The organism is Mycobacterium sp. RTGN4, from assembly GCF_033804635.1.
In the GTDB taxonomy this organism is placed as follows: Bacteria; Actinomycetota; Actinomycetes; order Mycobacteriales; family Mycobacteriaceae; genus Mycobacterium.
The window spans coordinates 141,750-167,707 of the sequence record NZ_JAPZLB010000012.1; the positions used below are offsets into that span (position 1 = coordinate 141,750).

Consider the following 25,958-nt stretch of genomic DNA (forward strand, 5'->3'; position numbering starts at 1 on the left):
AACATGGCTGACGCGTATGTCATCGACGCTGTGCGCACCGCAGTCGGAAAGCGCAACGGAGGGTTGGCCGGGGTTCACCCCGTCGATCTCGGTGCGGCCGCGTGGCGTGGCCTGTTCGAGCGCAACGACGTCGACCCCGGCACCGTCACCGACGTCATCGCCGGCTGCGTCGACGCCATCGGTGGCCAGGCGGGCAACATCGCGCGTCTGTCGTGGCTGGCGGCCGGCTTCCCGGAGGAGGTGCCCGGTGTCACCGTCGACCGGCAGTGCGGATCGAGTCAGCAGGCGATTTCCTTTGGCGCACAGGCGATCATGTCGGGCACCGCGGACATCATCGTCGCGGGTGGCATGCAGAACATGAGCCAGATTCCGATCAGTTCGGCGATGATCGTCGGCGAGCAGTTCGGATTCACCTCGCCCACCAACGAATCGAAGAGTTGGCTGCACCGCTACGGCGACCAGGAGATCTCGCAATTCCGCGGCTCCGAGATGATCGCCGAGAAGTGGAACCTCTCCCGCGAGGAAATGGAGCAGTTCGCGCTCACCAGCCACCAGCGGGCTCAGGAGGCGATCCGCTCCGGGTACTTCGAGAACGAAATCATTGCGGTGGACGGCTTCGTCACCGATGAGGGCCCGCGCGATACCTCACTGGAGAAGATGGCCGGGCTCAAGACGCTGGTCGAGGGTGGCCGGTTGACGGCAGCAATGGCCAGCCAAATCTCCGACGGCGCAAGCGCGGTGCTGCTCGCTTCAGAGCAGGCGGTCAAGGACCACGGGCTCAAGCCGCGCGCCCGCATCCACCACATCAGTGCGCGTGGTGCCGACCCGGTGTACATGTTGACGGGTCCGATCCCGGCCACCCACTACGCGCTGGAGAAGACCGGCCTGTCGATCGAGGACATCGACACCGTCGAGATCAACGAGGCCTTCGCGCCGGTCGTGATGGCGTGGCTCAAGGAGACCGGGGCCGATCCGGCGAAGGTGAACCCGAGTGGCGGCGCGATCGCCCTCGGTCACCCGCTCGGAGCGACGGGCGCGAAGCTCTTCGCGACGATGCTGAACACGTTGGAGCGCACCGGCGGTCGATACGGACTGCAGACGATGTGCGAGGGCGGCGGCACCGCCAACGTCACGATCATCGAGCGCCTCTAGCAGTTGGCCAATTGCTCGAGCCGCTCGTCCTCGCCCATTGCGGCGCCCATCGTCTCCGGCAGCAGGAACGTGCTCACCAGGCCGACGGTGGCGAAGCACGCCAGCATCACGCCGACCGCGACACCACCCCAGGTGGCCACCAGAGGGGCAGCGATCAGCGGCGGCACCGCGCCGCCGACCAGACCGGCGACGTTGAGTGCCAGCCCCGCACCGCTGTAGCGGTACCGCGTTGCGAAGATCTCCGGGATGAAGGCTCCCATCGGGCCGTAGGACGTCCCGGCGATCGCATACGTGCCGACGATCGCCACCGCGAACCACGTCAGATTTCCTGTGTCCACCAACGGGATCAGCACGAACGCCCAGGGCACGCCCGCCGCGAGCGCGACCATGATGACGCGGCGGCGCCCAAACGCGTCGCACGCCACCGCCGACAACGCGCAGAACACCAGCGCCGTGATTCCGCCAAGGACGTTCACGAAGAGAATCGAGTCGGGGGAGAAGCCGACCTGCGTGCGGGCGTAGCCGGCCATGAACGTGTTCGCGGTGTAACCAAAGGCGAAGAAGCCGACCATGCTGCCCGCGCCGAGCAGAACCTCGCGACGCTGCCGGGCGAACAGGTCGGCAACGGGCGTCCTGACGGTGGCGCCGCGCGAACGCTGGCGGGCGAACACTGGTGTCTCGGCCACGTGCAGCCGCACGTACAGGGCGATCGCGATCAGCACGATGCTGAACAGGAACGGCAGGCGCCACGCCCAGTCCAGGAACGCCTGGCTCACCTCGCCGATGGTGGAGTTGACGAGGAGGAACACCAGGCTGCTCAGCACCAAGCCGCTGCCCGCGCCCAACGACGTGAACATGCCGTAGCGGCCACGGGCACCCGCGGGCGCGTGTTCGGTGGCAAGCAGTGCCGAACCGGCCCACTCGCCGCCGACGGCGAAGCCCTGCGCGAGCCGAAGCGCCAGCAGGATCACCGGCGCCGCGACGCCGATGGTGACGGCACCGGGAACCAGCCCGACGGCAACGGTCGACAGCCCCATGATCAGCAGCGTGGTGGTCAGTGTTGCCTTGCGGCCCAGTCGATCACCGAAGTGGCCGAAGAAGGCCGCGCCCGCGGGGCGGGACAGGAATGCGGCTGCGAAAGTGGCCATCGAGGCGACCGCGGCCATCGTCGCACCGAGGTGAGGGAAGAACACCTTGGGGAACACCAATGCCGCCGCGGTGCCGTAGATGTAGAAGTCGTAGTACTCGATCGCCGAGCCCACGTAGCTGGCGAGGGCGACGCGCTTCATCGAAATGCTGCCGGTGGCCGGCGGCGTGGCAATTGTGGTCATGCGGCTCAAGCTATTTCCGCACCATATGATCGGTCACGCTTGCGCGCGCAACCCGCGTAAACGGCGATCTGCCAGTTCTGCGCGTTTTGCTCGGCTAGCTGTCTGCCTGGTCGAGCTGCGACTCCACGACCGTCTTGGACGGGGCATAGCGCTCCCACAGCACCGCGCCGACGCACGTCGTGACCACCCACCCCGTCCCGACCGCGCCGCACCACGTCAGCAGTGCCATCGCGACACCGATCGGTCCGAGCTCCTCCCAACCGTCCAGCACGGGTGGGAACAGCCAGCGGGAACCGAGCGGCAGCACGATCCCGTCGATCACCACACCGGCGAGTCCGGCGAGCATCAGGTAGTTGCGGCCGCGGCCGCCGTCGCGGACAAGCAGCGCCGGGGTGAGCGACCAGAAGATCCAGACCGGTAATAGCGAGACCGCGAATCGCACCATTCGCATCCCGGTGTGGTGGTCACCGCCGAACGCGATTCGATCGCGCAGGCCGATCATCGTCAGGTACAGGGCGAACCACACCACGCCTCGCCACAGCCTGCCGAGCAGCCCGAATTGCTCACGGCGCCAGGCCTTTGCGAATATCCCCGCGATCATGATGCCCATCGGGATGCCCCAGATGAGGAAGCCGGCGACGCCGAGGAACGTCCAGCTGGACCTCAGCGCCGACGAATGACCGAACGCCGAACGCACGTGGTCGGCCGCCGGGTGAACCAGCCCGAGTTCGCGGATGACGAGTGTTCCGGGGCTGGCGTTGTCGGCGAATCCCCGCATGTAGGAAAAGCCCATGATCATCAGTGGGATGACGGTGATGAAAAGCTGCACCGACACCATGACGCCAAGCGTGCCGCCGTCGATCTCGTTGAAGCGCCCCACGATTGCCGCGACGGGCCGCAGTCGCCTGGCCTCGGCCAACCGTCGATAGCGGTCCTGTAGCCGCTGGCGCACGTCCGGTGGGCCGGTGCCTTCGGTCATGGATCAGCAAACTCCCGACGCGTGGTTCATTGCACCCGGACGTTACCCGGCGGCGTCGGCACCACGGAGCTCAGTGGTCGTGGATGACCACGCCACGGATATTGCGGCCCGCGAACATGTCGTCGTAGGCCACGTTGATGTCGGCGAGCTTGTACTCGGTCGTGACCGCCTCGTCGAGCAGCAGCTTGCCCTCGCGGTAGAGGCTCAGCAGCCGCGGGATGTCGTTGCGCGGGTTGGCTTCCCCGAACAGACTGCCCAGCAGTCGCTTCTGGTAGAGCGTGAAGGTCGTCATCGGCAGCGTCGGCGTCACGTCGGACGTTGGGGCGAGCGCCGTCAGCACCACCGCGCCGCCCTTGCTGACGAGTTCGAGGGCCTCGCCGATCATGGCTCCCTCGACGAGTCCGACGGTGAGAATCGCGGAATCGGCCATCACGCCCCGGGTCAGTTCGCCGACGAGTTCTCCTGCTTCTTCGATCGAGGCGGCGAAATGGGTCGCGCCGAACTGGAAGACCTTGTCGCGCTTGGATTCAACGACGTCGACTGCGATGATCTTCTCGGCACCGGCTAGCCGTGCACCCTGAATCGCACCACTGCCGACGCCGCCGCATCCGATCACCACGACTGTGTCGCCCGGTCTGACGTTTGCGGTGTTCACCGCCGAACCCCATCCCGTCGTGATGCCGCAGCCGATGAGGCAGGCGCGCGACAAGGGTAGATCGTCGTCGATCTTGACCAGGCTGGCGTCCGACACCGTTCCGTAGGGAGCGAACGTGCCGAGCAGCAGCATCGCGTTGATGTCACGGTCTCCGACGTGCCGCCGGTAGGTGCCGTCCAATTGGGTGCCGATGTTGCACATCGCACCGAGATCGCAGAGATTCTGACGCCCGCGCGCGCACCAGCGACAGCGTCCGCACGCAGGCAGGAACGAAGCCACCACGTGGTCGCCCGGCCGAAGATCGCGTACGCCGGGTCCGACCTCCTGCACCACGCCTGCGCCCTCGTGGCCACCGATCATCGGCAGCGGACTGGCGATGTCGTCGGTCCGCGCGTGGTGGTCCGAATGGCACAGGCCGGTCGCCTCGAAGGACACCAGGACTTCGCCGTCTTGGGGCGGGTCGAGTTCGACCTCCTCGATACACCAGTCTTCGTCGATGCCCCAGAGCACGGCAGCGTTCATCTTCATGGCGCCCCCCGAAATTCGGCTGACGTCAGTGTAAATACAACTGCTCAACCCGCGCGCGGAATACGAGCTACCGACTTCACGGCGACCTAGTCGACGTAGGCCACCGCGCTCCGCAAGTGGGTGATGGCCTCGGCCACGATCGTCTCGATGAGTTCCGCACACGACGGCAGGTCGTCGATGATGCCTGCGACCTGACCCGAAGCCAACACGCCTGCGTCGGTATTGCCCTCGACGAGGCCCGCCTTCAACAACATCGGGGTGTTCGCGGCCATGACGACCTGCGACCAGGTGAGCTCCTTGCCGTGGCGCATGGCCAGCCCGTCCTTGACCATCGAGCGCCACGTCATGCCCGACATCTTCTTGAACTTCTGGGCATTGACGATGGCGGCGCTGAAACCGCGGACCGGAGAACCGCTTTCCAACTTCTCGACCAGCCCCGTGCGCAACACTCGGTGCGGCATGCCGTCGACGCGCGTCGATACCACCGTGCCGTCCAGCGCGGCCCCCAGATAGCGCTGCTTGACCGCGTCGGGCACGGTCGAGTCGGACGTCAACAGGAATCGGGTGCCCATTGCGACGCCCGCGGCACCGTACGACAGGGCTGCGGCCAGGCCGCGTCCGTCGAAGAATCCGCCCGCGGCGATGACCGGCATGCCGGTGTCCGCGACGGCGTCGAGCACCGAGGGCAACAGCAGTGTCGTCGCGACCGGGCCGGTGTGACCGCCGCCTTCACCGCCTTGCACGATCACCGCGTCGGCGCCCCACCCCGCCACCTTCTTGGCGTGCTTGGCCGCGCCGACCGATGGAATGACCACCACGCCAGCCTCTTTCAGCTTGGCGATCAGGTCCGGCTTCGGAGCCAGCGCAAACGAGGCGACCTTCACGCCCTCGCGGATCAACAGGTCGCAGCGGTCGTTCGCGTCGGCCGCGTCGGCGCGGATGTTGATGCCGAACGGCTTGTCGGTGGCCGCCTTGACCTTGGCCACCGCGGTCGCCAACTCGTCGAGCGTCATGGTCGCGGACGCGAGGATGCCGAGGCCGCCCGCGTTGGACGTCGCCGAGACAAGCCGTGCGCCTGCTACCCAGCCCATGCCGGTCTGCACGACGGGATGCTCGATACCGACCAGCTCGGTGAGTGGCGTGCGCAGTGTCTGTCCCCCGAGTCGCTGCGCTCCTGCCCCCTGGAACGTACTCACGATCGGATCTCTTTGTCCCGCACGCTCTTGGGATCGATCGTCTCCCGTATGAGCCGAAGCTCGTCATCAGTCGGCAGCCGGGTGACGCCCGCGGTGTCGACGCCGTGCACCTCGAAGGACGTATTCTCTGCGACCTCTGCGGCGTCGACACCCGGATGCAGTGACACCGCCCGCATCTGATGCTCGGGTCCGTTGAAGTCGAAGACGCCGAGGTTGGTCACCACTTGGTACACGTTTGCGAACCGGAAGGCCGGGTTGGCGGGATCCATCTTGTCCCAGCCTATTCCGGACACGATGTCCACCGATTCGCCGAACACCCGCGTGGAATGGTTGCCGACCCAGTAGCTGGTGGCATGGTTGATGGTGTTGCCCGGGGCGCCGCGTACGCCGAACATCTGACGCTTGGGGTGTTGGATCGGCCCGAATGCCGACAGGTTCTGGTTGCCGTACCGGTCGATCTGGTTGGCGCCCATCACCACGTGGCGACGACCCCAGGCCAGGGTCTCGAAGACGCGCCCGAACGGCATCCAGCCCTCGATCGCGCCGGTGGCGCCCATCGGCGGGGTGTCGGCCAGTAGGCGCGCCTCACCGTCGGTCAATAGGATGTCGGGGGAGAAGGTGAGCCGCGCCAGTCGAGCGCCGACGGCCACCATGTTGGCCATCGGGCTGACCATGATTTCGCCTGCGTCGCGGAACAATTCGGCGCACGCGACGGCGCACACCTCGGCTCGGGTGGCAGAGCTCATGCTTGTCCCTCCTGGAATTTGCGGACCGCTTCCTGGTAGTCGGCTTCGCTACCGGAGAGGTAGGTCTTGACGAATTCGGCCCACGTCTCGTCGGAGCCTGCGGCCTCGGCATAGTGGCGCTGGAACTTCTCGTCGCGCTTGTAATCGGGTTCTGCCGTGGTGAAGTGGGCACCGTTCGGAGCCTCGACGACGGCATCGACCATCATCCGGTTGATCAGCAGGGCCTGCGGCGGCACCGCCTTGATCAACTCTTCGGTGGGCACCACGCGCTCGACGGAAAGCAGGCGTCGCTGCGCCGCCATCAGGAAGAGGTCGTCGAAGTACGGGTCGATGCCGGTGTAGGCCGCGTTGCCCTGTGCGTCACCGAGATTGAGGTGCACGAAGGCGGCGTCGAGGTTCAGTGCGGGCATCGCGATGAGTTCCTCGAACCCACCTTCCGGCGGGCTGGAGCGAAGCGACCCGGGGATGGATGGCGTCGAATACGGCGAGGTGACCGTCTTGAGTTCGTCGCCCCAGAAGGCGCGCACGTCGCTGCCGAGACCGGCCCGGATCGGCAGGAACGGCAGCCGCTGAGCCGCTGCCTGCAGCCCGCATCGCACCATGCCTTCGTCCATCTCGCGGGCCTCGATGGCGCCGGTCGTGCGGGCCTTGGCGAACCACGGATCGTAGAAGGGCGGCGAGTCCAGCGACACGAAGCCGTAGTACACGCGCTTGACCTTGCCTGCCGAGCAGAGCAGCCCGAGATCCGGCCCGCCGTAGGTGACGACGGTGAGGTCGGTGACGTCGGTGCGTAGCAGCGCGCGGACGAAGGCCATCGGCTTGCGCCGCGACCCCCAGCCGCCGATGCCGATGGTCATGCCGCTCTCGATCGAGGCCACGGCCTCGTCCAAAGTCGTTGTCTTGTCGCTCATTTGGCCTCCTTCTTCGAGGTTCCCGCGAACGCATCACGGTGCTCGTCGGACACGCCGGCCAGGTTGAGCTCGAACGTAAAGCCCTGTTCCATACGGTATCTGGCGTTGACCGGCTGAATGTCGATGAAGTTCAGCGCTTCCTTGGCCGCCCGGATAACCCGGGTGTCCTTGGATGCGATGTCGCGGGCGACGCGCAGCGCTGACTCGTCCAGCTCGGCCCGCGGAACCACCTCGTGGACGGAACCGAAATGGTGCAGCGTCTCCGCGTCGACGGTGGCGGCGGTGAAGAACAGTCGGCGCATCAAGTGCTGCGGCACCAGTCGGGACAGGTGGGTGGCCGCGCCGAGCGCCCCGCGTTCGACCTCGGGTAGGCCGAACTTCGCGTCGTCGGAGGCGACGATGACGTCGGAGTTGCCGACCAGCCCGATGCCGCCGCCGACGCAGAAGCCGTTGACCGCCGTGACGACGGGCACCTCGCATTCGTACACCGCGCGGAACGCGTGGAAGCAGCCGCGGTTGGCGTCAATGAGCGCAGTGAAGCCCTCGGTGTTCTGCATCTCCTTGATGTCGACACCCGCGTTGAAGCCGCGTCCCTCGGCGCGCAGGATCACCACGTGGGTGCTGTGATCGCGGCCCGCGGCCGTAATGGCGTCGCCGAGTTCGAACCAGCCCTTCGACGGGATGGCGTTCACGGGTGGGTAATCGACGGTGACCGAGACGATGCCCGGTTCGATGGTTTTCGTGGTGATCGACATGCGGATACCTCAGCTACTCCTGGGGGTGGCTACCTAAGCAAGCACTTGCTTGGTACGCTAGCACAGTGACTGACGGGGCTGACAGTGTTGGCATCAATCTCGACCTTCGCGGCCGAGTCGTTCTGGTGACCGGCGGGGTACGTGGAGTCGGCGCAGGCATCAGTGCCGTCTTCGCCGCTCAAGGCGCTACCGTCGTCACCTGCGCGCGCCGCCCCGTCGAGGGCCAGCCGTACGACTTCCACTCCTGCGACGTGCGCGACGACGATTCGGTCAAGGCGCTCATCGAGGCCGTCGTCGCCAAGCACGGACGACTCGACGTCGTAGTCAACAACGCCGGTGGCTCGCCCTACGTGCTCGCCGCGGATTCGTCGGCGAAGTTCAGCACCAAGATCATCGAGCTCAATCTCCTTGGCCCGCTCTCGGTATCGACACACGCGAACGCCGTGATGCAGAACCAACCGCAAGGCGGATCGATCATCAACATCGCCAGCGTCAGCGGTCGTCGACCGACCCCCGGCACCGTCGCCTACGGTGCGGCAAAGGCCGGGATGGAGAGCATCACCAGCACGCTGGCGGTCGAATGGGCACCCAAGGTCAGGGTGAACAGCGTAGTCGTCGGCATGGTCGAGACCGAGCAGTCCGAACTCTTCTACGGCGACGCCGAATCCATTGCGGCCATCTCGAAGAACGTTCCGCTCGGCAGGCTCGCCAAGCCCTCCGACGTCGGTTGGGCCACAGCGTTTCTCGCATCGGATGCGGCCGCCTACATCAGTGGCGCGTCGCTCGAAGTGCACGGCGGCGGCGAGCCGCCCCATTACCTTGCGACCACCACCGCAGACATCAAGTAAAGGGAGACAAAGCATATGGGACTGCTCGACGGCCGCGTGGTCATCGTGACGGGTGCAGGTGGCGGCATCGGCCGCGCACATGCCGTGGCCTTCGCCGCCGAGGGGGCGCGCGTCGTGGTCAACGACATCGGCGTCGGCCTCGACGGATCTCCCGCTGGCGGTGGAAGTGCGGCCCAGGGTGTGGTCGACGAGATCATCGCCGCCGGAGGGGAAGCCGTCACCAGCGGCGCCAACGTTGCCGACTGGGCGCAGGCCGAGGGCCTCGTCCAGACGGCGGTCGAGAAGTTCGGCGGGCTGGATGTCCTGGTCAACAACGCGGGCATCGTCCGCGACCGGATGTTCGCCAACACCAGCGAGGAAGAGTTCGACGCCGTCACCGCCGTACACCTGAAGGGGCACTTCGCCACCATGAAGCACGCCGCGGCGTACTGGCGCGCCCAGTCGAAGGCGGGCCAACCCGTTGATGCGCGCATCATCAACACCAGTTCCGGTGCGGGCCTTCAAGGTAGCGTCGGGCAGGCCAACTACAGCGCCTCCAAGGCTGGCATCGCCGCGCTGACGTTGGTCGCCGCCGCCGAGATGGGCCGCTATGGCGTGAGCGTCAACGCGATCGCGCCTTCGGCGCGCACCCGGATGACCGAGACGGTGTTCGCCGACATGATGTCGACCCAGGACTCCGCCTTCGACGCTATGGCGCCAGAGAACGTTTCGCCGCTGGTGGTGTGGCTGGGCAGTGTGGAGTCGCGCGACGTCACCGGCCGTGTCTTCGAGGTCGAGGGCGGCATTATCCGCGTCGCCGAAGGCTGGGCGCGCGGCGCCGAGGCCGACAAGGGTGCCCGCTGGGATCCGGCCGAACTTGGACCCGTCGTTACCGGACTGCTGGCCGAATCTCGAACGCCACTCCCGGTATTCGGCGCCTGATCACCTCGGTCGAGCCTCAGTCGCGAACGCGTTTGGCGACGAGGTCCCACTCGTTGACGTCGGTGCAGTCGCCGCCGAAGGTGGAGCGCTGCAAGCCGGTCATGGCATCGATCGGAATGGTGACGGGGTTGGGCAGGACGAACTCCAGGTATGTCGTCCTGGCGGCCTTCCCGCCGAGTGGGCACGTCACCTCTCCGCCCAGGTACGTCATGGTCCAACGGCCGTCGGCGAATTCGAGCGCGTTGACAGACTCGGTGCCCGACGACCCGGTGAAGCGTTCGAGCGCGATGCAGGTATCGGTGTTGCGTACGCAGAACGACGTGAATTTCGCAGGGAGCGTGGGAGATTGGTCGCCGGGCTGGCGCGGCGTGTTGGTGATGTTGTAGTTTCCGGTCAAGGCGGCCGGGGCGGTGTGTGTCCACGCAGGCTGGGCGGCGGGGTCGGGCAGCGATACTTCGGCATCGGAGTCCTTGACGCGTGACAACGTGATCGGCACTTCGAAGACGCCGGTACAGGCGGGGCTAGCGAACCGCGCGTCGACCCGTGTCCCAGTGAGCTTTCCGTCGGACTGAGGGGTGACCGACCAGGCGACGAATTCGTGACCGGTGCTGCCGTCCGCGTCGCACCTGTACTCGTACCGTTCGGCCCACCGCCATTGGTCGCCGACGAGGTCGATCGTCAGCGGCTCGACGTCCTTGCCGTCGTCCTCGGTGAAGACGTGGGTGGCGTCGTCGTCACGAAGTCGAACGCCGGTGGCCACGCACGTGTCGCCCGTGCACTCCGACCGGATCGTGTACTGCCGCGCCGACATCTCGTCAGGACGGGGCTTGCCGTTCCAGACTTGCTCGTCGCCTGCGTAGTCCGCCCGATAGACGCCGTGAAGGGCCGCCGCTCCGGACGGCTGGCTCGTGGTGGCCTCGCGGGCGGTACTCGGTTCCGACGAGCAGGCCGCCGCAACGACCGTCACGACCGCCAGGACGATGGTGGCCGCCGGCGGCATGCTGGCTACGCCGGGTCGCAGATGACGATCGGGATCTTGCGGTCGGTGTAGGAGCGGTAGTTGACGAAGTCGGGGTACATGGCGTCGAGCTTGGGCCAGTACTCGTCGCGCTCGGGGTCGGTGGCATCGCGGGCGGTGAGCTCGTGCAGGCCGCTCTTGGTCCGGAAGGTCACGCGCGGGTTGGCCACCAGGTTGAGGTACCACATCGGGTTGGTGGCACGGCCGCCCTGCGAGGCGACGAGCACGATGCGCTGGCCCTCCGGTAGGAACAGCAGCGGGCTGTCCCTTGGCTCACCCGACTTGCGGCCGACCGTAGTCAGGATTCCGACCTCGGTGCCCTTCAGGAACTTGTTGCCGAGTTTCCCGCCTGACTTCTTGAAGATCCAGGTCTGGGCTTTCGACATCCACTTGATCGCGGTGCCGACCTTCGCCGAGTTCAGGCCCTCGATCTGCTTGGGCTTCAGCGGGCGGGATGGATTGGCCATGACGTGACTCTATCGCGTGACGAACGGACGGATACCAGCCCGAATGTGGTGGATGAGCCCGTCCCCGGCGGGGATCAGGAAGGTCTCGTCGATGTGAGCACCGACCCGCCGCCCCGCGACCGACGGCTTGGTCACCAGGTCGAACCGGGCCCTGACGTGATCACGCTCGACCGTGAACTCGGGCTGCGTCGTCGACCGAATCACCAGATACTGCGGACCACGATTCAGGCTGCGGCGCAGGTGATTTCCCGAGAAACCGGTCTTCAACCCCACTTCGACGCGTGTGCACTCCGGGGCGAACGGAACCCCGCTCGCATCGTGGCTCACCAGCGCGTCGATGTAGGCCTGCGCGGCGGCGATGCGTTCGGCTTCGGTGAAGACCCGGGTTGCCGTATCGGACATCTCAGATGCGCTCGATGATGGTGCCCGTCGACAAAGCGCCACCCGCACACATCGTGATGAGCGCCGTGCTCTTGTCGGTGCGCTCCAACTCGTGCAGCGCGGTGGTGATCAGTCGGCTGCCGGTGCTGCCGACCGGATGGCCAAGCGCGATCGCGCCACCGTTGACGTTGACGGTGTCCATGTCGGGCTCGTGAACCCGAGCCCAGGACAACACGACCGACGCGAAGGCCTCGTTGATCTCGGTGATGTCGATGTCACCCATCTTCATGCCGGCCTTTTCGAGCACCTTGGCCGTCGACTGCACTGGCCCGTCGAGGTGGTAGTACGGCTCGGCACCGACGAGCGCCTGGCTGATGATGCGGGCGCGGGGCTTGAGGCCGAGGGCCTTCGCCTTGTCCTCGTCCATCCACAGCACCGCAGCGGCACCGTCGGAGATCTGCGATGACGTGCCCGCGGTGTGAATTGCGCCCTCGATGACGGGCTTCAGCTGCGCCAGACCTTCCAGCGTGGTGTCGCGCAGGCCCTGATCGCGCGTCACCGGAGCGCGCTCCGAGGTCGGCTGCTTGTTCTCGTCGAGCACCGGAGCGACGATGGCCGAGATCTCGCGATCGAACCGGCCCTCGGCCCACGCCTGCTTGGCCTTGCGCTGAGAGTCGAAGCCGAACTGGTCGATGTCCTCACGGGTGATGCCGCGGCGCTTGGCAATTCGTTCGGCCGCGGTGAACTGGTCGGGCAGGTCGATGTCCCATGACTCGGGCCTCAGGATGTTGCGGTCGGGGCCCGCGTTGGCGCCAAGGCCGACGCGGCTCATCGCCTCGATACCGCAGGCGATGCCGACGTCGATCGCGCCTGCGGCGATGAGGCCGGCGATCAATCCGTTGGCCTGCTGGCTGCTGCCACACTGGCAGTCCACGGTCATGGCGCCCACGTGGTCGGGCAGCCCCGCCACAAGCCAGCTCACCCGGGTGATGTTGTTCGACTGCTCGCCATACTGTGTGACGCAGCCGCCGATGACCTGCTCGACGAGGCCGGCATCGATGCCGGCCTTCTCGACCAGTGCTCGTTGCGTGGCGCCCAGCAGCTCGGTGGCGTGCAGGCCAGACAACCATCCGTTGCGCTTGCCGATGGGGCTGCGCGTGGCTTCAACGATGACAGGGTTACCCATCCCGCCAGGCTAGAACACGTTTCATTAGTCTGACAAGCTGCGATGCTGCCACGTCTTTGATCTGCGGTGGAGCCGTGTTTTACTGGCACTAGAACACGTTGCAATTAGGAGCGCACCCTTTATGGCCCCCCTCAACATTCCAGCTGACTTCGACTTCCTGGACTCGGCGCTGAACCTCGAGCGCCTGCCGGTCGAGGAACTTGCCGAACTGCGCAAGTCCGAACCCATTCACTGGGTCGACGTACCCGGTGGCACCGGCGGATTCGGGGACAAGGGCTACTGGCTGGTCACCAAGCACGCCGATGTCAAGGAAGTGTCGAAGCGCAACGACGTCTTCGGTAGCTCGCCGGACGGCGCGATCCCGACCTGGCCGCAGGGGATGGAACGCTCGGCGATCGATCTGCAGAAGGCCGTGCTGCTCAACATGGATGCGCCGCAGCACACCAGGCTGCGCAAGATCATCTCGCGCGGGTTCACGCCGCGGGTGGTGGGGCGGCTCGAGGAGGAGCTCAGCCAGCGCGCCCAGAACATCGTCAAGTCCGCCGCGGCCGAGGGCAGTGGTGACTTCGTCGAGCAGGTGTCGTGCGAGCTGCCGCTGCAGGCCATTGCAGGCCTGTTGGGCGTGCCGCAGGACGACCGCGACAAGCTGTTCCGCTGGTCCAACGAGATGACTGCAGGCGAGGACCCGGAGTACGCCGACGTCGATCCGGCGATGTCGTCGTTCGAGCTCATCACCTACGCGATGAAGATGGCCGAAGAACGCGTCAAGAACCCCACCGACGACATCGTCACACGGCTGGTCGAGGCCGATATCGACGGCGAGAAGCTGTCCGACGACGAGTTCGGTTTCTTCGTGGTGATGCTCGCAGTGGCTGGCAATGAGACCACTCGTAACTCGATCACCCACGGCATGATCGCGCTGGCGAACAACCCGGACCAGTGGGAGCTCTACAAGAAGGAACGCCCGTCGACGGCCGCCGACGAGATCGTCCGGTGGGCCACTCCCGTGTCGGCCTTCCAGCGCACCGCGCTCGAGGACACCGAGCTGTCGGGTGTGCAGATCAAGAAGGGCCAGCGCGTGGTGATTTCCTACCGCTCGGCCAACTTCGACGAAGAGGTCTTCGACGCACCTCAGACTTTCAATATCCTTCGCGACCCGAACCCGCACGTCGGGTTCGGGGGTACGGGGGCCCATTTCTGCATCGGGGCCAACCTCGCCAGGATGACGATCAACCTCATCTTCAACGCGGTGGCCGATCACATGCCCGACCTCAAGCCTATCGGCGAGCCCGAGCGGTTACGGTCGGGATGGCTCAACGGGATCAAGCACTGGCAGGTGGACTACAGCGGCACCGGCGCCTAGGTCCGGCTAGCGCTCAAAATCCCAGGAATCAAGGAGGATTCGGGTGGACTTCAGCCCAGACGAAGGGCAGCAGGCGGTCGCCGACGTGGTAACTTCCGCGCTCGGCCGGGACAACAGCTGGCAGGCGCTCGTCGACGGCGGTGTGATCGCCTTCGGCGTGCCGGAGCGGCTTGGCGGTGACGGGCTCGGGCTTGCCGAGGTCGCGTCCGCGCTCACCGAGATCGGTAGGCACGGCAACACCACCGCTGCCTTCGCGACACTCGGCCTCGGGCTGATCCCGCTGCTCGACCTTGCCTCCGACGACCAGCAGGACCGCTTCCTCTCGGGCGCGGCTAAGGGCGGCGTGCTCACCGCGGCGCTCAACGAGCCGGGACACGCGCTGCCGGAGCGGCCCGTGACCAGTTTCGCCGGCGGCAAGTTGTCGGGCACCAAGATTGGTGTTCCCCATGCGGGCCAAGCGGATTGGATCGTCGTCACCACCGATGGTGGCGTCGTCGTGGTGTCGTCGAAGGCGGACGGCGTCACGCTGACGAAGACGTCGACCGCCAATCACTCCGACGAGTACGTCGTGACCTTCGCAGACGTCGCGGTCACAGACGCTGATGTACTCGGCGGAGCGGATGCGGTCAGTCGGGTCAACCAGCTGGTGCTCGCAGCGACGGGCGCCTACGCGGCCGGGCTGGTGGCGGGCGCGTTGCGACTCACCGCCGACTACGTCGCGAACCGCGAGCAGTTCGGCAAGCCGCTGTCGACATTCCAGACGGTGGCCGCACAACTCGCCGAGATCTACATCGCGTCACGCACGATCACCTTGGCGTCGACGTCGGTGGTGTGGCGGCTCTCTGAGGGGCGCGACGCCGCCGAAGACCTCGACGTGCTCGGCTACTGGCTGACGTCGCAGGCGCCGCCAGTCATGCAGCTGTGTCATCACCTGCACGGCGGCATGGGCATGGACATCGCCTATCCGATGGACCGCTACTACTCGACGATCAAGGACCTGACCCGACTTCTCGGCGGGCCGTCGCATCGCCTCGACCTGGTGGGAGCGCTATGTACATCGAACTGACTCCCGAGCAGCGTCAGCTGCAAGCCGAACTCCGGCAGTACTTCTCGACGCTGATCTCGCCAGAGGAGGCCAAGGCGATGGAGGCCAACCGGCACAACGACACGTATCGGGCCATCATCAAGCGGATGGGCTCCGACAACAAGCTTGGGGTCGGCTGGCCGAAGGAGTTCGGCGGCTTGGGTTTTGGCCCCATCGAACAGTCCATCTTCGTCAACGAGGCGCAGCGGGCCGACGTGCCACTGCCCGCAGTGACGCTGCAGACCGTCGGGCCGACGCTGCAGCAGTACGGCAGCGAGCTCCAAAAGAAGAAGTTCCTGCCGGGCATCCTCGCAGGCGACGTGCATTTCGCGATCGGCTACACCGAGCCGGAGGCAGGTACCGATCTGGCCTCGCTGCGCACCACCGCGGTACGGCAGGGCGACGAGTACATCGTGAACGGCCAGAAGGTGTTCACCACCGGTGGGCACGATGCCGACTACATCTGGCTGGCCGTCCGTACCGACCCGGAAGCCGTGAAACACAAAGGCATTTCGATCCTGATCGTCGACACGACCGACCCCGGCTACTCATGGACGCCGATGATCCTGTCCGACGGCGCGCACCACACCAACGCCACGTATTACAACGATGTCAGGGTGCCCGTCGACATGCTCGTCGGTGAGGAGAACGCCGGCTGGCGACTGATCACCACGCAGCTCAACAACGAGCGGGTGATGCTCGGTCCGGCGGGCCGGGTCGCTGCGCTGTACGACCGAGTGCACGCCTGGGCGTCCAAACCCGGCAGCAACGGCGACATCCCGCTCGACCACGACGACGTCAAGCGCTCGCTCGGCGAGCTCAAGGCGCTGTGGCGCATCAACGAGTTGCTCAACTGGCAGGTGGCGGCCGGCGGCGAGACCATCGACGTAGCGGACGCCGCGGCCACCAAAGTGTTTGGCACCGAACGCATTCAGTACGCCGGGCGGCTGGCCGAAGAGATCGTCGGCGCGCACGGAAACCCGGCCGACCCCGATACCGCAGAGCTACTGGAATGGCTCGACAGCCAGACCAAGCGAAATCTGGTCATCACCTTCGGTGGTGGCGTGAACGAGGTGATGCGCGAGATGATCGCTGCTGCCGGACTGAAGGTTCCGAGGGTTCCGCGATGAGCGCCTGCGCGAAGTGGGGCCCCACACGAAGTGCAGGGGACAGAGGGCACAGATGAGCGCGTCCGAAGAAATTATGGCTGCGGCCGAGCGGGTCAAGGCCGAGGGCAAGAGCAAGCCGCGGGTTGGTCGCCACCCGGTGAACCAGCCGATGGTCGAGCATTGGCTCGACGCCATCGGCGACAAGAATCCCATCTACGTCGACGAGTCCGCGGCGACGGCGGCGGGCCATCCCGGCCTCGTCGCCCCGCCCGCGATGATTCAGGTGTGGACGATGATGGGGCTGGGCGGCGTTCGCCCTGACGACGATCCGCTGAGCAAGATCCTCGACTTGTTCGACGAGGCAGGGTACATCGGCGTCGTCGCGACCAACTGCGAGCAGACCTACCACCGCTATCTGCGTCCTGGCGAGGAGGTCAGCGTCGCCGCCGAACTGACGGACGTCGTCGGCCCGAAGCGGACCGCGCTTGGCGAGGCCTTCTTCATCACACAGACCATCACGTGGTCGGTCGGCGATGAGGACGTCGCCGAAATGATGTGGCGCATCATGAAGTTCATCCCGGCCGACAAAGCAGAGGCCGCTCCGAGCACGGTGCCCGACGACCTGGATGCCGACTCGGCGATGCGTCCGGCGTCGTCGAAGGACACCAAATTCTTCTGGGACGGCGTCAACGCGCACGAACTGCGCATCCAGAAGCGACCCGACGGCAGCCTGCAGCATCCACCGGTGCCTGCGCTGTGGGCGGAGCGGGAACAGACGACCGATTACGTCGTCGCATCGGGTAACGGCACGGTGTTCAGCTTCGTCGTGCACCACGCCCCGAAGGTCCCCGGCCGCACGTTGCCGTTCGTCATCGCACTCGTCGAACTCGAAGAAGGCGTGCGGATGCTCGGTGAGCTCCGCAACGTCGACCCCGCCAGTGTGGAGATCGGAATGCCAGTCCGCGCAATCTATATCGACTTTCCGGCCAACGACGTCGGGCCGGCCTGGACCAACTACGCATGGGAGCCGAACGCATGACCGCCCCGGTGGTAGAGGTGGGCACCAAGCTGCCCGAACTCAAGCTCTACGGCGACCCGACGTTCATCGTGTCCACCGCCATCGCGACGCGCGACTACCAGGACGTGCACCACGACCGCGACAAGGCGCAGGCGAAGGGGTCCAAGGACATCTTCGTCAACATCCTCACCGATACCGGTCTGGTGCAGCGCTTCATCACCGACTGGGCGGGGCCGTCGGCCGTCATCAAGACGATTGGACTGCGCCTCGGCGTGCCGTGGTACGCCTACGACACCGTGACGTTCACCGGTGAAGTGACCGCTGTGGAGGATGGATTGATCACGCTGAAGATCAAGGGCAGCAACAGCCTTGGCGACCACGTGATCGCCAACGCCACCTTGACGGTGGGTGCCTGATGCCCGGCGAACTGTCCGGCAAGGCCGCGATCGTCGGCATCGGCGCCACCGACTTCTCCAAGAACTCTGGCCGCAGCGAGCTTCGGCTGGCCTCGGAGGCGGTGCTCGACGCGCTCGATGACGCCGGGCTGACTCCGGCCGACGTCGACGGCATGGTGACGTTCACGATGGACTCCAATACCGAGGTCGCCATTGCGCGCGCCACGGGCATCGGCGACCTGAAGTTCTTCTCCAAGATTCACCACGGAGGCGGCGCGGCGTGCGCGACCGTCCAGCAGGCCGCCATCGCGGTAGCCACCGGCGTCGCGGATTGCGTCGTGGCGTACCGCGCGTTCAACGAACGCTCGGGTCAGCGCTTCGGTCAGGTTCAGATGCGGCTGGTGGAGAACGCCGACTCGACGGGTGTGGACAATTCGTTCTCCTACCCGCACGGGTTGTCGACTCCGGCCGCGCAGGTCGCCATGATCGCCAAGCGCTACATGCACCTCTCTGGCGCCACCAGCAAGGACTTCGGCGCGGTGTCCGTCGCCGACCGCAAGCACGCCGCGAACAACCCCAAGGCGTACTTCTACGAGAAGCCCATCACCATCGAAGACCACCAGAACTCGCGGTGGATCGCCGAACCGCTGAGGCTGCTGGATTGCTGCCAGGAGACCGACGGCGGCGTTGCGCTGGTGATCACCTCGGCGGAGCGGGCCAAGGATCTCAAGCAGCGGCCCGCCGTCATCGACGCCGCCGCGCAGGGCTCCAGTCCGGATCAGTACTCCATGGTGAGCTACTACCGACCCGAACTGGACGGGCTTCCCGAGATGGGGCTGGTCGGCAAGCAGCTGTGGGCGCAGTCCGGGCTGAAGCCGACGGACATCCAGACGGCGATCCTCTACGACCACTTCACGCCGTTCACGCTGATTCAGTTGGAGGAGTTGGGGTTCTGCGGCTGGGGCGAGGCCAAGGACTACATCGCCGATGGCGCGATCGAGCTCGGTGGACGGTTGCCGATCAACACTCATGGCGGTCAACTTGGCGAGGCCTACATCCACGGAATGAACGGCATCGCCGAGGGCGTGCGACAGCTCCGTGGCACGTCGGTCAACCCCGTGCCAGACGTCGAGCACGTGCTCGTCACGGCAGGTACCGGAGTGCCGACCTCGGGGCTCATCCTCAGTTAGTGCGTCCCGACCCCCCGCGGCGACGGTAATCTGAGTTCTGATTGCTGGCCGAGTCCTGATTGCTGGCCGCACTGTGTGAGGGGAGCCGTGTCGTGGGGGTGCCACAGGACCAAAGCCCGTATGGGTCGCAGACCGTGACGGGTCCTGGTTGGCCGAACGTCGACGAGGAGCAGCTCGCTTCGGCTGCGGCCGAGTACCAGGCGTGGGCGGCCAAGCTGACGGGTTCCGTCGTGCCGTTGCAGCAGAGCCAGCTGACGGCGCTGGCGGCCAAGTGGACCGGGGCCAGTTCGGTCGCCGCAGCAGGCGAGGCCACCACGATCATCGCAGGTCACGAGGCCAATGCCGCGCATGCGGCGGCCATCGCGCTCAAGCTACAGGCCATGGAACTCAGCGTCGTCAAGACGAAGGGGCTGGCGAACGCGACGGCCGAAGAGGTCCAGCAGGAATGTATGGCGCTTCAGGCCGCCGCCGCCCTGGTCAGCAACACCGACGAGTTGATCCAGAGCCGCATCAAGATGGGCCTGTCGCAGAACATCGCGTACGTCAACGAAGCGTCGGCCGAGGTCGCCAACAGCATGGGGGTCCCACCGAGCACGCCTAACGCCGGCGCTCCGCCAGGCACCGCGCAAGGCGGCCAGGAAATGATGAAGATGATGAGTCAGTTGGGTGGCATGGCCGCCCAACTGCCCGGACAACTCATGCAGGCCCCGCAGCAGATGATGCAGCAGGTGACGCAGCCGCTGCAGCAGCTCACCCAGATGTTCGGCAAGGGCGGTTCGGGGGCAGGCGCGGGCAAGGGGATCAGCCCCTTCTCAGCGTTCTCCAACCACCCGCTAGCCGGGGGCTCCGGTGCGGGTGGTGGCGCCGGATTGGTGAAGGCGGCGTCCTTGCCAGGAGGTGGTGGTTCGCCCCCGCAGACCCCGATGATGGCGAAACTGGTTGGCACCACCCTGGATGACGTCGCGGTGCGTCCTGCGGGTGCGGGCACCGCGGCGATCGGTGGGGTTGCTCCGGTGTCGGGCGGCATGGGCGGCGGCATGGGCATGATGGGTCAGCGCGGGGAGAGTGGTGGCACCGCTGCTTCGCTGGCGCCCCCTGCTCCGCTCGAATACGACTTGGGCGACGAGGTTGACGATGACTGGTGAGTCAGGAGGTTCGCGCTGATGGGTGACCCACTTGGGATGCAGGACGGCACTTCCTGGGATCCCGCGTCGGTGGACATGCCGCCGATGCCGACCATTTCCCCCGGCGAGGACGGCTTGAGCATGACCATAGCCGCCGTCATGCCGACGCTGTCCGCTCCGCTGGCCGCGAACGTGACGGCGCTGCAGGCCAAGGAGACGATGTTCTCCGGCAAGGTCGATTCCGCGAAGTCGGCGTACCAGAACGCCGACGACCAGGGCAACCAGGGGATCGGTCAGATCGGGCAGATGCTCGGCCAGGTCGGCCAGATGGCGCAGCAGGCGGGCAAGGCAGGCGGGGGCGAAGGGGGCTCCAGCATCTTCGGGTCGCTGATGGAGCAGGCGATGAAGGCCGTCCAGAGCGGCGGCTCGAAAGACGGTGGCTCGCAAGGAGCGGATGCACAAGCCGCGGACCAGGCGCCAGCCGGATCACCCGGGGCCGGGCAGCCGGCCGCGAGCCAGGGTGCGGGCGGCCAGGGCGGCGGGCAGGGTCCTGCCGGCGGGGCTCCAGGGGCGCAGCAACAGCCGTCGCGCGAGGGCCAAGACAACCGTCAGGATCAGACCCCGCAGCACGAACGCGAAGCCAAGGCGCACGAGGCGCCCGTCGAACAGCCTCCGGCCGAGGCTGCGGGACCCGGTGAGCGCCAGCACAATGCGGGCCCGGCACCGGTGGGTCCGCCCGCGCCTACGCGGCACGGCGACGAGGACCTCTCGCGCCGGATGTAGTGGTGTAGGAGGTGACGCGCGGCCGATCGGACACACGGGCGCGCCAACTGGCCGTCGCCGATTACCCTCATAGGTGATGCATGGGAATTCTCCGCTGGCCGTGAGGGACACGGAGGTAGGCACATGAGTTCGCCTCCGCCGCCCGATGACCAGCCACCACAGCCGTACCAGCCGGGCGAAGGGCTGACCAGCGGTCAGATCTTCGCCGGTTACAAGATCGTTCAATTGCTCGGCTCCGGCGGAATGGGCGAGGTCTACCTTGCGCAGCATCCGAGGCTTCCGCGGCTGGACGCGTTGAAATTGCTTCCGTTGGGTTGGTCATCCGACGACGAATATCGGATCCGCTTCAATCGGGAAGCCGACCTCGCTTCGACGATGTGGCATCCGAACATCGTCGGCGTGCACGACCGCGGGGAGGACGACGGACAGCTGTGGATCTCCATGGACTACGTCGACGGACTCGACGCCGCACGACTGGCCGCCGAGCGCTATCCGGCGGGCATGCCCGCCGAGGACGTGGCCCGCATCGTCACCGCCGTCGCCAACGCACTCGACAGCGCCCACAAACGGGGCTTATTGCACCGCGATGTCAAGCCGGCCAATATCATGCTGACACATCTGGACGATGACGGCGATCAGCGAATCTTGTTGACCGACTTCGGGATAGCCCACGACATCAATGACAACGGCGAAGCCACGACGTCGAACATGACCGTCGGAACGGTCGCCTACTGTGCCCCAGAACAACTGCGTGGGGAGGAGGTAGGTGGCCCTGCCGACCAGTACGCGCTTGCGGCTACGGCGTACCGCCTGCTGAGTGGCACCCCGCTGTTCTCGAACACCGACCCGGAGGTGGTGATCGACCACCAATTGCACACCCCGCCTCCTGCGCTGGCGGCGACGCGACCGGAACTCGCCGCCCTCGACCCCGTGCTGGCTGTCGCACTGGCCAAGCGGCCCGAGGACCGGTTCGCCCGCTGTTCCGACTTCGCCCGTGCCTTCTCCGAACGCGTTGACGCGATGCACGCGCAGCCGCCCTACGTGGCACCCGACGTGGTGGACACCGCACCGGCCGGCATCGCGCCGCCGCCGTGGTATCACCCAGCGCCTGTCGAACCGTCGATCGCTGATCGGGTTACCGCGTCGTTTTCGGTCGACCCACGCGCGATGCAAGTCAAGCGCGAACGGTCACATGCTCTTCCGATTCTCGTTGGGCTCGCCGCTGCGCTGATCGTCGCGCTGGCGACATGGCTCTTGTGGCCGTCCGGTGGGTCTGATTCGTCAGCCGAAAGCACGGCGTCGAGCACGTCGACGCCAGTGGATTCCGCGGCGCAAAACCGGCTGTCGGGACTGCTTCCCGCGGGCTACCCCGCCGAGTCGTGCAAGCCGGCTGAAGCACCCAACGGTGTGCAGGCGAAGGTGAGTTGTACGGCGAACTCCGACGCGGGCGGTCCGCCAGCGGCCACCTACACGCTGGCCGGTGACAAGGCGGCGCTCAAGAGCGCGTTCGACGGAATCGTCTCCAGTTCCACCATGGTCAACTGCCCCGGCAACATCCAGTCGCCGGGCCCGTGGCGACGAAATGCCACGCCGCAGTTAGTCAGCGGCACGCTGTTCTGCGGCTTCCGGGGCAGCGTTCCGATAGTGGTGTGGACCGACGACGCCAATCTGGTGCTCAGCTCCGTCGAGGGCGCCAAGGACACCCCGAATCTCGACGAGCTCTATGTGTGGTGGACAAGCCACTCCTGACGGCCCGTTATCCTCACTCCACGGGTCTTGAAGTGACAGTGAGCGATACGGGGGGTGAGGGATGACGACGCCTGGGCGACGTTTGGAGTCCCGGCCGCCTCGGGACCCGGTCGCCGCGCACGACGAGCAGACCGTCATCATCGAGTCCGTCCATCCGCGGCCAACCTACGACGACGGAAGTCGATGGCCGGACAGTTTCCGGCCGGCCCCACCGGTCGAGCACATTGCCGCGGGAAGCGTGAGCGCGACGTTGGCGTTCGATGCGCGAACGGTCAAGCGGCAAGGGCCTCGGCCGGTCGTCGTCGCGGCGGCGGTGGCCGGAGCAGCGCTCGTCCTGGTTGTGGGTGCGCTGCTGTGGCGGTCCGGCGACTCGGGCTCGGCCGTGGCCTCGACGGTGGACGGCGTGGCGCAGAAACGACTGAGCGCGCTGCTGCCCGCGGGCTATGCGGCGGATGCCTGCGCGCCGGCCGAGCTACCGAAAGGCGCTGTCGCTGCGGTCAATTGCACGAAGAACGCCGACGCCGGTGGACCACCCTCGGCGACGTACGCACTGATGAAGGACGACGCCGCCTTGAGCGCCGCAGTGGGTGCGGCCATCGTGGACGCCGACCTCGTCGACTGCCCCAACAGCATTCAGTCGCCGGGGCCGTGGCGGCGCAACGCCAGCCCGCAGAAGATCGCAGGCACGCTGGTGTGCGGGCTGTCGCATGAGCAACCCCAGGTGATGTGGACCAACGATGCCGAACTGGTGCTCAACGCAGTGAGGGCCGGCCCCGAAGGGCCGACCCTCGACCAGTTGTACGCGTGGTGGTCAAACCACTCCTGACGGTCAGCCGGCTGGCGGCGGCACTACCGGCGTCGAGGTCGGCGCGACGGGCGTGCCCTGGCTGCCCGCGGGTGCGGGTGCTGCTGCGGGCGCCGCTGCTTCGGGTGCGGGAGCAGCTGCGGGTGCCTCGACACCAGCAGGCGTGCCAGCAGTTGCAGGCGTTCCGGCGCTTGCAGGCGTGCCGCCGCTGACCGGCGCCGTGCCGACGCTCGCGGGCTGGGGCGCACCCTCGCCTGCAGGTAGCGGGGTGCCTTGGCTACCTGCCGGGACCGACGTGCCTGCCGGGGCCGACGTGCCTGCCGGGACCGACGTGCCCGCGGGGACTGGAGTACCCGTGCTACCCGCAGGAAGCGGGGTGCCCTGGCTACCGGTGGAAAGTGGGGTCACGGGAGTACCTCCGGTGGCCGCCGTGCCAGGCGTCACCGTGCCGTCGACCGCAGGCGTGGCAGGCACCGCGCCCGTCGCAGCGCCCGGCGTCGCGGCCGTGGCCGGAGCGGCGGAGCTACTCGCACCGCTTCCGCTGCCCGACTGCGCAGGCTTCGAGCTTGTCCCGCCCTGACTGGTCGCCGGCGAGCCCGCCCACACGAGGACGTCTTGGCCGCCGGTGTTGTAGACGACGCTGTCGGGCGCTGCACCCGTCACGTCGAAGTAGACCTTGCCGGTGGTCTTTTCGCCCTGTCCGAGCGTCGCCGGGTTGATGCCCTGCGGGGTGGCGGCGCCAAACAGCACGCGGTAAGTCTCGCCATCGCTGGCCCGCGCATTCAGGTTCGACACGATCGGGGTGGCGCCGCCCTGGACTGCCTCGTCGGTGGCCGTCGCCTCCCACAGCGTGCCGTTCAGCTGATGGGGGATGACGTCGCTGCTCGGCTTGAGACCGCTGATGGTCCAGCCCTGGACGACGTTGCCCGCGCCGTCGACGAGCTTGCCCTGCGAGCCGAGCGTCTGGGTGGTCGCATCGGCGGCCGCAGTCGGCGCGCCGAAGACGATCCCGATGGACCCCGCTGCGGTGATGGCCGCGGCCGCAGCCAGTGCGTTGGTGAACTTCACGTGTCGTGCCCTCCTGAAAGTGACTACTAACGACATCCCCCGACGGGATGGTGACTTCAAACGAAACTAGCAGGTCACTGTGAGGTTGAGCACCTCGGATCCGTTGTGGCGCCGCGATTAACGTCTTCGCAGGTGAGTGCGCGCAACGCCGATGCGACGAGGCGAGGGGACCGGTAGCGCATGGTTTCGTTCGAAGCGACGCGTGCGGCGAACTGGATCGGCGGCGCCAGCAAAGTAAAGTGCACGCTGATCGAATGGTCGGTTCGATGCCGTGCGCTGATGCTGGACCAATGTGAAATCACCACTGATGAAGACTCGGCAACACTGAATCGGCTAGGCCGGGATCAGCTCCACACCCGCCAACGCGACGGCGTCGTCACGCTCGGGCGCGGTGACGATCGCTTGGAAGCCGTCACCTTCCTTCCAAATGCTGACCTTGAGCGTCTCGCCGGGAATCACCACGCCAGCGAACCGGGCGCCGTAGCTGCCGATCCGGGACGCATCGCCGTCGAGTAGCAGGTCGGTCATGGCCTTCGCCGTCATGCCGTAGGTGCACAGCCCGTGCAGGATCGGCCTGGGAAAGCCTGCGGCAGCAGCGAATTCGGGATCCGAGTGCAACGGGTTGCGGTCGCCGCACATCCGATACAGCAGCGCCTGTTGCGGCGAAACCGGGATGGCGATTTCGAAGTCCGGCTCGCCTTGTGGGGGCTCCGACGACGTCGACGGTCCGCGGTCGCCGCCGAATCCGCCCTCGCCGCGGGCGAAGATCGACCGCTTCTGCGTCCACAGCAGCGTGCCGTCGGGGGCCTTCACTTCTGTCTCCGACCAGATGACGGCGGCTTTGCCCTTGTCCCAGATGTCGGTGAACCGGGTGATCGCGATGCCGGTGCCGGAGGGTGGGATGGGGCCCGGCACGATGACGGCCTCACTGGCGTGCAGCACCTTGCTGAGCTCGATGTCGATGCCGGGGAACTTCACCGTCGGCGCCTTGGTGTCATGGAACGTCTGCGCGACGTTGCCGAACGTCGGAAGCACCTGTGGGGTGTCGTCGGTGAGGTACCGCAACTCACGGGGGTCCATCGGATCCCGACCCGCACCCAGCCCGAGGTGATAAAGCTGGATATCGCTACTGGTCCAAGAGAATTCGTCGGCGGGCAGATCCGCACCCAGTGCTACGTCGACATCGATGGGCACGG

The 25,958-nt window shown here is 66.6% G+C and carries 26 protein-coding genes; 13 read left to right on the forward strand and 13 right to left on the reverse strand.

Translation table 11 applies throughout. The annotated features are described in order from the left end of the window. The first annotated feature begins 3 nt into the window (after window positions 1-3). Window positions 4-1,152: a steroid 3-ketoacyl-CoA thiolase FadA6 gene (fadA6, locus tag SLQ30_RS24050; RefSeq protein WP_319449291.1), complete on the forward strand. Its 1,149-nt coding sequence runs from the start codon at window positions 4-6 to the stop codon at window positions 1,150-1,152. On the opposite strand, the gene SLQ30_RS24055 is transcribed toward fadA6, so the two are convergent. From SLQ30_RS24055 to echA20, 7 genes are all read right to left on the reverse strand, one after another. Further along, window positions 1,149-2,483: an MFS transporter gene (locus SLQ30_RS24055; RefSeq protein ID WP_413468168.1), complete on the reverse strand. Its 1,335-nt coding sequence runs from the start codon at window positions 2,481-2,483 to the stop codon at window positions 1,149-1,151. The two genes, fadA6 and SLQ30_RS24055, sit on opposite strands and share 4 nt — an antisense overlap. 94 nt (window positions 2,484-2,577) lie before the next feature. Continuing rightward, complete coding sequence (locus tag SLQ30_RS24060; protein ID WP_319449292.1) at window positions 2,578-3,462, reverse strand: hypothetical protein; 885 nt, start codon at window positions 3,460-3,462, stop codon at window positions 2,578-2,580. Window positions 3,463-3,532: 70 nt separating this feature from the next. Next, entirely contained in the window at window positions 3,533-4,645 is a 1,113-nt protein-coding gene (locus tag SLQ30_RS24065; protein ID WP_319449293.1) for an NDMA-dependent alcohol dehydrogenase, read from the reverse strand. An 86-nt stretch (window positions 4,646-4,731) separates the two neighbouring features. Continuing rightward, entirely contained in the window at window positions 4,732-5,793 is a 1,062-nt protein-coding gene (ipdC, locus tag SLQ30_RS24070) for a (3aS,4S,5R,7aS)-5-hydroxy-7a-methyl-1-oxo-octahydro-1H-indene-4-carboxyl-CoA dehydrogenase (protein WP_319449339.1), read from the reverse strand. A 44-nt stretch (window positions 5,794-5,837) separates the two neighbouring features. Continuing rightward, window positions 5,838-6,587, reverse strand: a complete 750-nt coding sequence (gene ipdB / locus SLQ30_RS24075; protein ID WP_319449294.1) for a cholesterol ring-cleaving hydrolase subunit IpdB — start codon at window positions 6,585-6,587, stop codon at window positions 5,838-5,840. Further along, entirely contained in the window at window positions 6,584-7,498 is a 915-nt protein-coding gene (gene ipdA / locus SLQ30_RS24080; RefSeq protein WP_319449295.1) for a cholesterol ring-cleaving hydrolase subunit IpdA, read from the reverse strand. Before ipdA ends, ipdB begins: the two co-directional genes overlap by 4 nt. Beyond that, entirely contained in the window at window positions 7,495-8,253 is a 759-nt protein-coding gene (echA20, locus tag SLQ30_RS24085) for a (7aS)-7a-methyl-1,5-dioxo-2,3,5,6,7,7a-hexahydro-1H-indene-carboxyl-CoA hydrolase (protein ID WP_319449296.1), read from the reverse strand. The genes ipdA and echA20 overlap by 4 nt, the downstream gene beginning before the upstream one ends. 65 nt (window positions 8,254-8,318) lie before the next feature. Here echA20 and SLQ30_RS24090 point away from each other — a divergent pair, with 65 nt between their 5' ends. Beyond that, window positions 8,319-9,101: an SDR family oxidoreductase gene (locus tag SLQ30_RS24090; RefSeq protein ID WP_319449297.1), complete on the forward strand. Its 783-nt coding sequence runs from the start codon at window positions 8,319-8,321 to the stop codon at window positions 9,099-9,101. Window positions 9,102-9,116: 15 nt separating this feature from the next. Further along, window positions 9,117-10,022: an SDR family oxidoreductase gene (locus SLQ30_RS24095; RefSeq protein ID WP_319449298.1), complete on the forward strand. Its 906-nt coding sequence runs from the start codon at window positions 9,117-9,119 to the stop codon at window positions 10,020-10,022. Between the two features lie 16 nt (window positions 10,023-10,038). Here SLQ30_RS24095 and SLQ30_RS24100 read toward each other — a convergent pair whose 3' ends face one another. The 4 genes from SLQ30_RS24100 to SLQ30_RS24115 are packed head-to-tail and all read right to left on the reverse strand — an operon-like array spanning window position 10,039 to window position 13,074. Further along, window positions 10,039-11,022 (reverse strand): hypothetical protein, encoded by a 984-nt coding sequence (locus SLQ30_RS24100; RefSeq protein ID WP_319449299.1) that lies wholly within the window; start codon window positions 11,020-11,022, stop codon window positions 10,039-10,041. Between the two features lie 5 nt (window positions 11,023-11,027). Next, entirely contained in the window at window positions 11,028-11,507 is a 480-nt protein-coding gene (locus SLQ30_RS24105; protein WP_319449300.1) for a nitroreductase family deazaflavin-dependent oxidoreductase, read from the reverse strand. 9 nt (window positions 11,508-11,516) lie between these two features. Beyond that, window positions 11,517-11,909: a hypothetical protein gene (locus SLQ30_RS24110; protein WP_319449301.1), complete on the reverse strand. Its 393-nt coding sequence runs from the start codon at window positions 11,907-11,909 to the stop codon at window positions 11,517-11,519. 1 nt (window position 11,910) lies between these two features. After that, window positions 11,911-13,074: a steroid 3-ketoacyl-CoA thiolase gene (locus tag SLQ30_RS24115; RefSeq protein ID WP_319449302.1), complete on the reverse strand. Its 1,164-nt coding sequence runs from the start codon at window positions 13,072-13,074 to the stop codon at window positions 11,911-11,913. A 121-nt stretch (window positions 13,075-13,195) separates the two neighbouring features. Between SLQ30_RS24115 and SLQ30_RS24120 the strand changes: the two genes are divergently transcribed. The 10 genes from SLQ30_RS24120 (at window position 13,196) to SLQ30_RS24165 (ending at window position 23,715) form a co-directional block, all read left to right on the forward strand. After that, the gene (locus SLQ30_RS24120) at window positions 13,196-14,437 is read left to right on the forward strand and encodes a cytochrome P450 (protein ID WP_319449303.1); all 1,242 of its coding nucleotides are present in this window, start codon (window positions 13,196-13,198) and stop codon (window positions 14,435-14,437) included. Window positions 14,438-14,480: 43 nt separating this feature from the next. After that, window positions 14,481-15,503, forward strand: coding sequence for an acyl-CoA dehydrogenase family protein (locus SLQ30_RS24125; RefSeq protein ID WP_319449304.1), 1,023 nt, complete (start codon window positions 14,481-14,483; stop codon window positions 15,501-15,503). Continuing rightward, the gene (fadE29, locus tag SLQ30_RS24130; protein WP_319449305.1) at window positions 15,488-16,651 is read left to right on the forward strand and encodes an acyl-CoA dehydrogenase FadE29; all 1,164 of its coding nucleotides are present in this window, start codon (window positions 15,488-15,490) and stop codon (window positions 16,649-16,651) included. The genes SLQ30_RS24125 and fadE29 overlap by 16 nt, the downstream gene beginning before the upstream one ends. A gap of 52 nt (window positions 16,652-16,703) precedes the next feature. Next, the gene (locus tag SLQ30_RS24135) at window positions 16,704-17,669 is read left to right on the forward strand and encodes a bifunctional MaoC family dehydratase N-terminal/OB-fold nucleic acid binding domain-containing protein (protein ID WP_319449306.1); all 966 of its coding nucleotides are present in this window, start codon (window positions 16,704-16,706) and stop codon (window positions 17,667-17,669) included. Further along, the gene (locus SLQ30_RS24140) at window positions 17,666-18,064 is read left to right on the forward strand and encodes a MaoC family dehydratase (RefSeq protein ID WP_319449307.1); all 399 of its coding nucleotides are present in this window, start codon (window positions 17,666-17,668) and stop codon (window positions 18,062-18,064) included. Before SLQ30_RS24135 ends, SLQ30_RS24140 begins: the two co-directional genes overlap by 4 nt. Beyond that, entirely contained in the window at window positions 18,064-19,233 is a 1,170-nt protein-coding gene (locus SLQ30_RS24145; RefSeq protein WP_319449308.1) for a lipid-transfer protein, read from the forward strand. The genes SLQ30_RS24140 and SLQ30_RS24145 overlap by 1 nt, the downstream gene beginning before the upstream one ends. Window positions 19,234-19,325: 92 nt before the next feature. After that, on the forward strand, window positions 19,326-20,378 hold the full coding sequence (locus tag SLQ30_RS24150) for a hypothetical protein (RefSeq protein WP_319449309.1): 1,053 nt from the start codon (window positions 19,326-19,328) through the stop codon (window positions 20,376-20,378). Window positions 20,379-20,396: 18 nt separating this feature from the next. Next, on the forward strand, window positions 20,397-21,140 hold the full coding sequence (locus SLQ30_RS24155) for a hypothetical protein (RefSeq protein ID WP_319449310.1): 744 nt from the start codon (window positions 20,397-20,399) through the stop codon (window positions 21,138-21,140). Window positions 21,141-21,263: 123 nt separating this feature from the next. Next, complete coding sequence (locus tag SLQ30_RS24160; RefSeq protein WP_319449311.1) at window positions 21,264-22,889, forward strand: serine/threonine-protein kinase; 1,626 nt, start codon at window positions 21,264-21,266, stop codon at window positions 22,887-22,889. A 61-nt stretch (window positions 22,890-22,950) separates the two neighbouring features. Then, entirely contained in the window at window positions 22,951-23,715 is a 765-nt protein-coding gene (locus tag SLQ30_RS24165) for a hypothetical protein (protein ID WP_319449312.1), read from the forward strand. Window positions 23,716-23,718: 3 nt separating this feature from the next. Here SLQ30_RS24165 and SLQ30_RS24170 read toward each other — a convergent pair whose 3' ends face one another. Together SLQ30_RS24170 and SLQ30_RS24175 are read right to left on the reverse strand one after the other, a co-directional pair. Further along, window positions 23,719-24,762: an MPT63 family protein gene (locus SLQ30_RS24170; protein ID WP_319449313.1), complete on the reverse strand. Its 1,044-nt coding sequence runs from the start codon at window positions 24,760-24,762 to the stop codon at window positions 23,719-23,721. A 333-nt stretch (window positions 24,763-25,095) separates the two neighbouring features. Continuing rightward, entirely contained in the window at window positions 25,096-25,956 is an 861-nt protein-coding gene (locus SLQ30_RS24175; RefSeq protein WP_319449314.1) for a MaoC/PaaZ C-terminal domain-containing protein, read from the reverse strand. Between the last annotated feature and the right edge of the window lie 2 nt (window positions 25,957-25,958).

What these genes read in the sequence shown, in the direction of transcription:
- fadA6 (WP_319449291.1), top strand. Translation starts at nt 4, where the DNA reads ATGGCTGACGCGTATGTCATCGACGCTGTGCGCACCGCAGTCGGAAAG.
- SLQ30_RS24055 (WP_413468168.1), bottom strand. Translation starts at nt 2,483, where the DNA reads ATGACCACAATTGCCACGCCGCCGGCCACCGGCAGCATTTCGATGAAG.
- SLQ30_RS24060 (WP_319449292.1), bottom strand. Translation starts at nt 3,462, where the DNA reads ATGACCGAAGGCACCGGCCCACCGGACGTGCGCCAGCGGCTACAGGAC.
- SLQ30_RS24065 (WP_319449293.1), bottom strand. Translation starts at nt 4,645, where the DNA reads ATGAAGATGAACGCTGCCGTGCTCTGGGGCATCGACGAAGACTGGTGT.
- ipdB (WP_319449294.1), bottom strand. Translation starts at nt 6,587, where the DNA reads ATGAGCTCTGCCACCCGAGCCGAGGTGTGCGCCGTCGCGTGCGCCGAA.
- ipdA (WP_319449295.1), bottom strand. Translation starts at nt 7,498, where the DNA reads ATGAGCGACAAGACAACGACTTTGGACGAGGCCGTGGCCTCGATCGAG.
- echA20 (WP_319449296.1), bottom strand. Translation starts at nt 8,253, where the DNA reads ATGTCGATCACCACGAAAACCATCGAACCGGGCATCGTCTCGGTCACC.
- SLQ30_RS24095 (WP_319449298.1), top strand. Translation starts at nt 9,117, where the DNA reads ATGGGACTGCTCGACGGCCGCGTGGTCATCGTGACGGGTGCAGGTGGC.
- SLQ30_RS24100 (WP_319449299.1), bottom strand. Translation starts at nt 11,022, where the DNA reads ATGCCGCCGGCGGCCACCATCGTCCTGGCGGTCGTGACGGTCGTTGCG.
- SLQ30_RS24105 (WP_319449300.1), bottom strand. Translation starts at nt 11,507, where the DNA reads ATGGCCAATCCATCCCGCCCGCTGAAGCCCAAGCAGATCGAGGGCCTG.
- SLQ30_RS24110 (WP_319449301.1), bottom strand. Translation starts at nt 11,909, where the DNA reads ATGTCCGATACGGCAACCCGGGTCTTCACCGAAGCCGAACGCATCGCC.
- SLQ30_RS24115 (WP_319449302.1), bottom strand. Translation starts at nt 13,074, where the DNA reads ATGGGTAACCCTGTCATCGTTGAAGCCACGCGCAGCCCCATCGGCAAG.
- SLQ30_RS24120 (WP_319449303.1), top strand. Translation starts at nt 13,196, where the DNA reads ATGGCCCCCCTCAACATTCCAGCTGACTTCGACTTCCTGGACTCGGCG.
- fadE29 (WP_319449305.1), top strand. Translation starts at nt 15,488, where the DNA reads ATGTACATCGAACTGACTCCCGAGCAGCGTCAGCTGCAAGCCGAACTC.
- SLQ30_RS24135 (WP_319449306.1), top strand. Translation starts at nt 16,704, where the DNA reads ATGAGCGCGTCCGAAGAAATTATGGCTGCGGCCGAGCGGGTCAAGGCC.
- SLQ30_RS24140 (WP_319449307.1), top strand. Translation starts at nt 17,666, where the DNA reads ATGACCGCCCCGGTGGTAGAGGTGGGCACCAAGCTGCCCGAACTCAAG.
- SLQ30_RS24145 (WP_319449308.1), top strand. Translation starts at nt 18,064, where the DNA reads ATGCCCGGCGAACTGTCCGGCAAGGCCGCGATCGTCGGCATCGGCGCC.
- SLQ30_RS24155 (WP_319449310.1), top strand. Translation starts at nt 20,397, where the DNA reads ATGGGTGACCCACTTGGGATGCAGGACGGCACTTCCTGGGATCCCGCG.
- SLQ30_RS24160 (WP_319449311.1), top strand. Translation starts at nt 21,264, where the DNA reads ATGAGTTCGCCTCCGCCGCCCGATGACCAGCCACCACAGCCGTACCAG.
- SLQ30_RS24165 (WP_319449312.1), top strand. Translation starts at nt 22,951, where the DNA reads ATGACGACGCCTGGGCGACGTTTGGAGTCCCGGCCGCCTCGGGACCCG.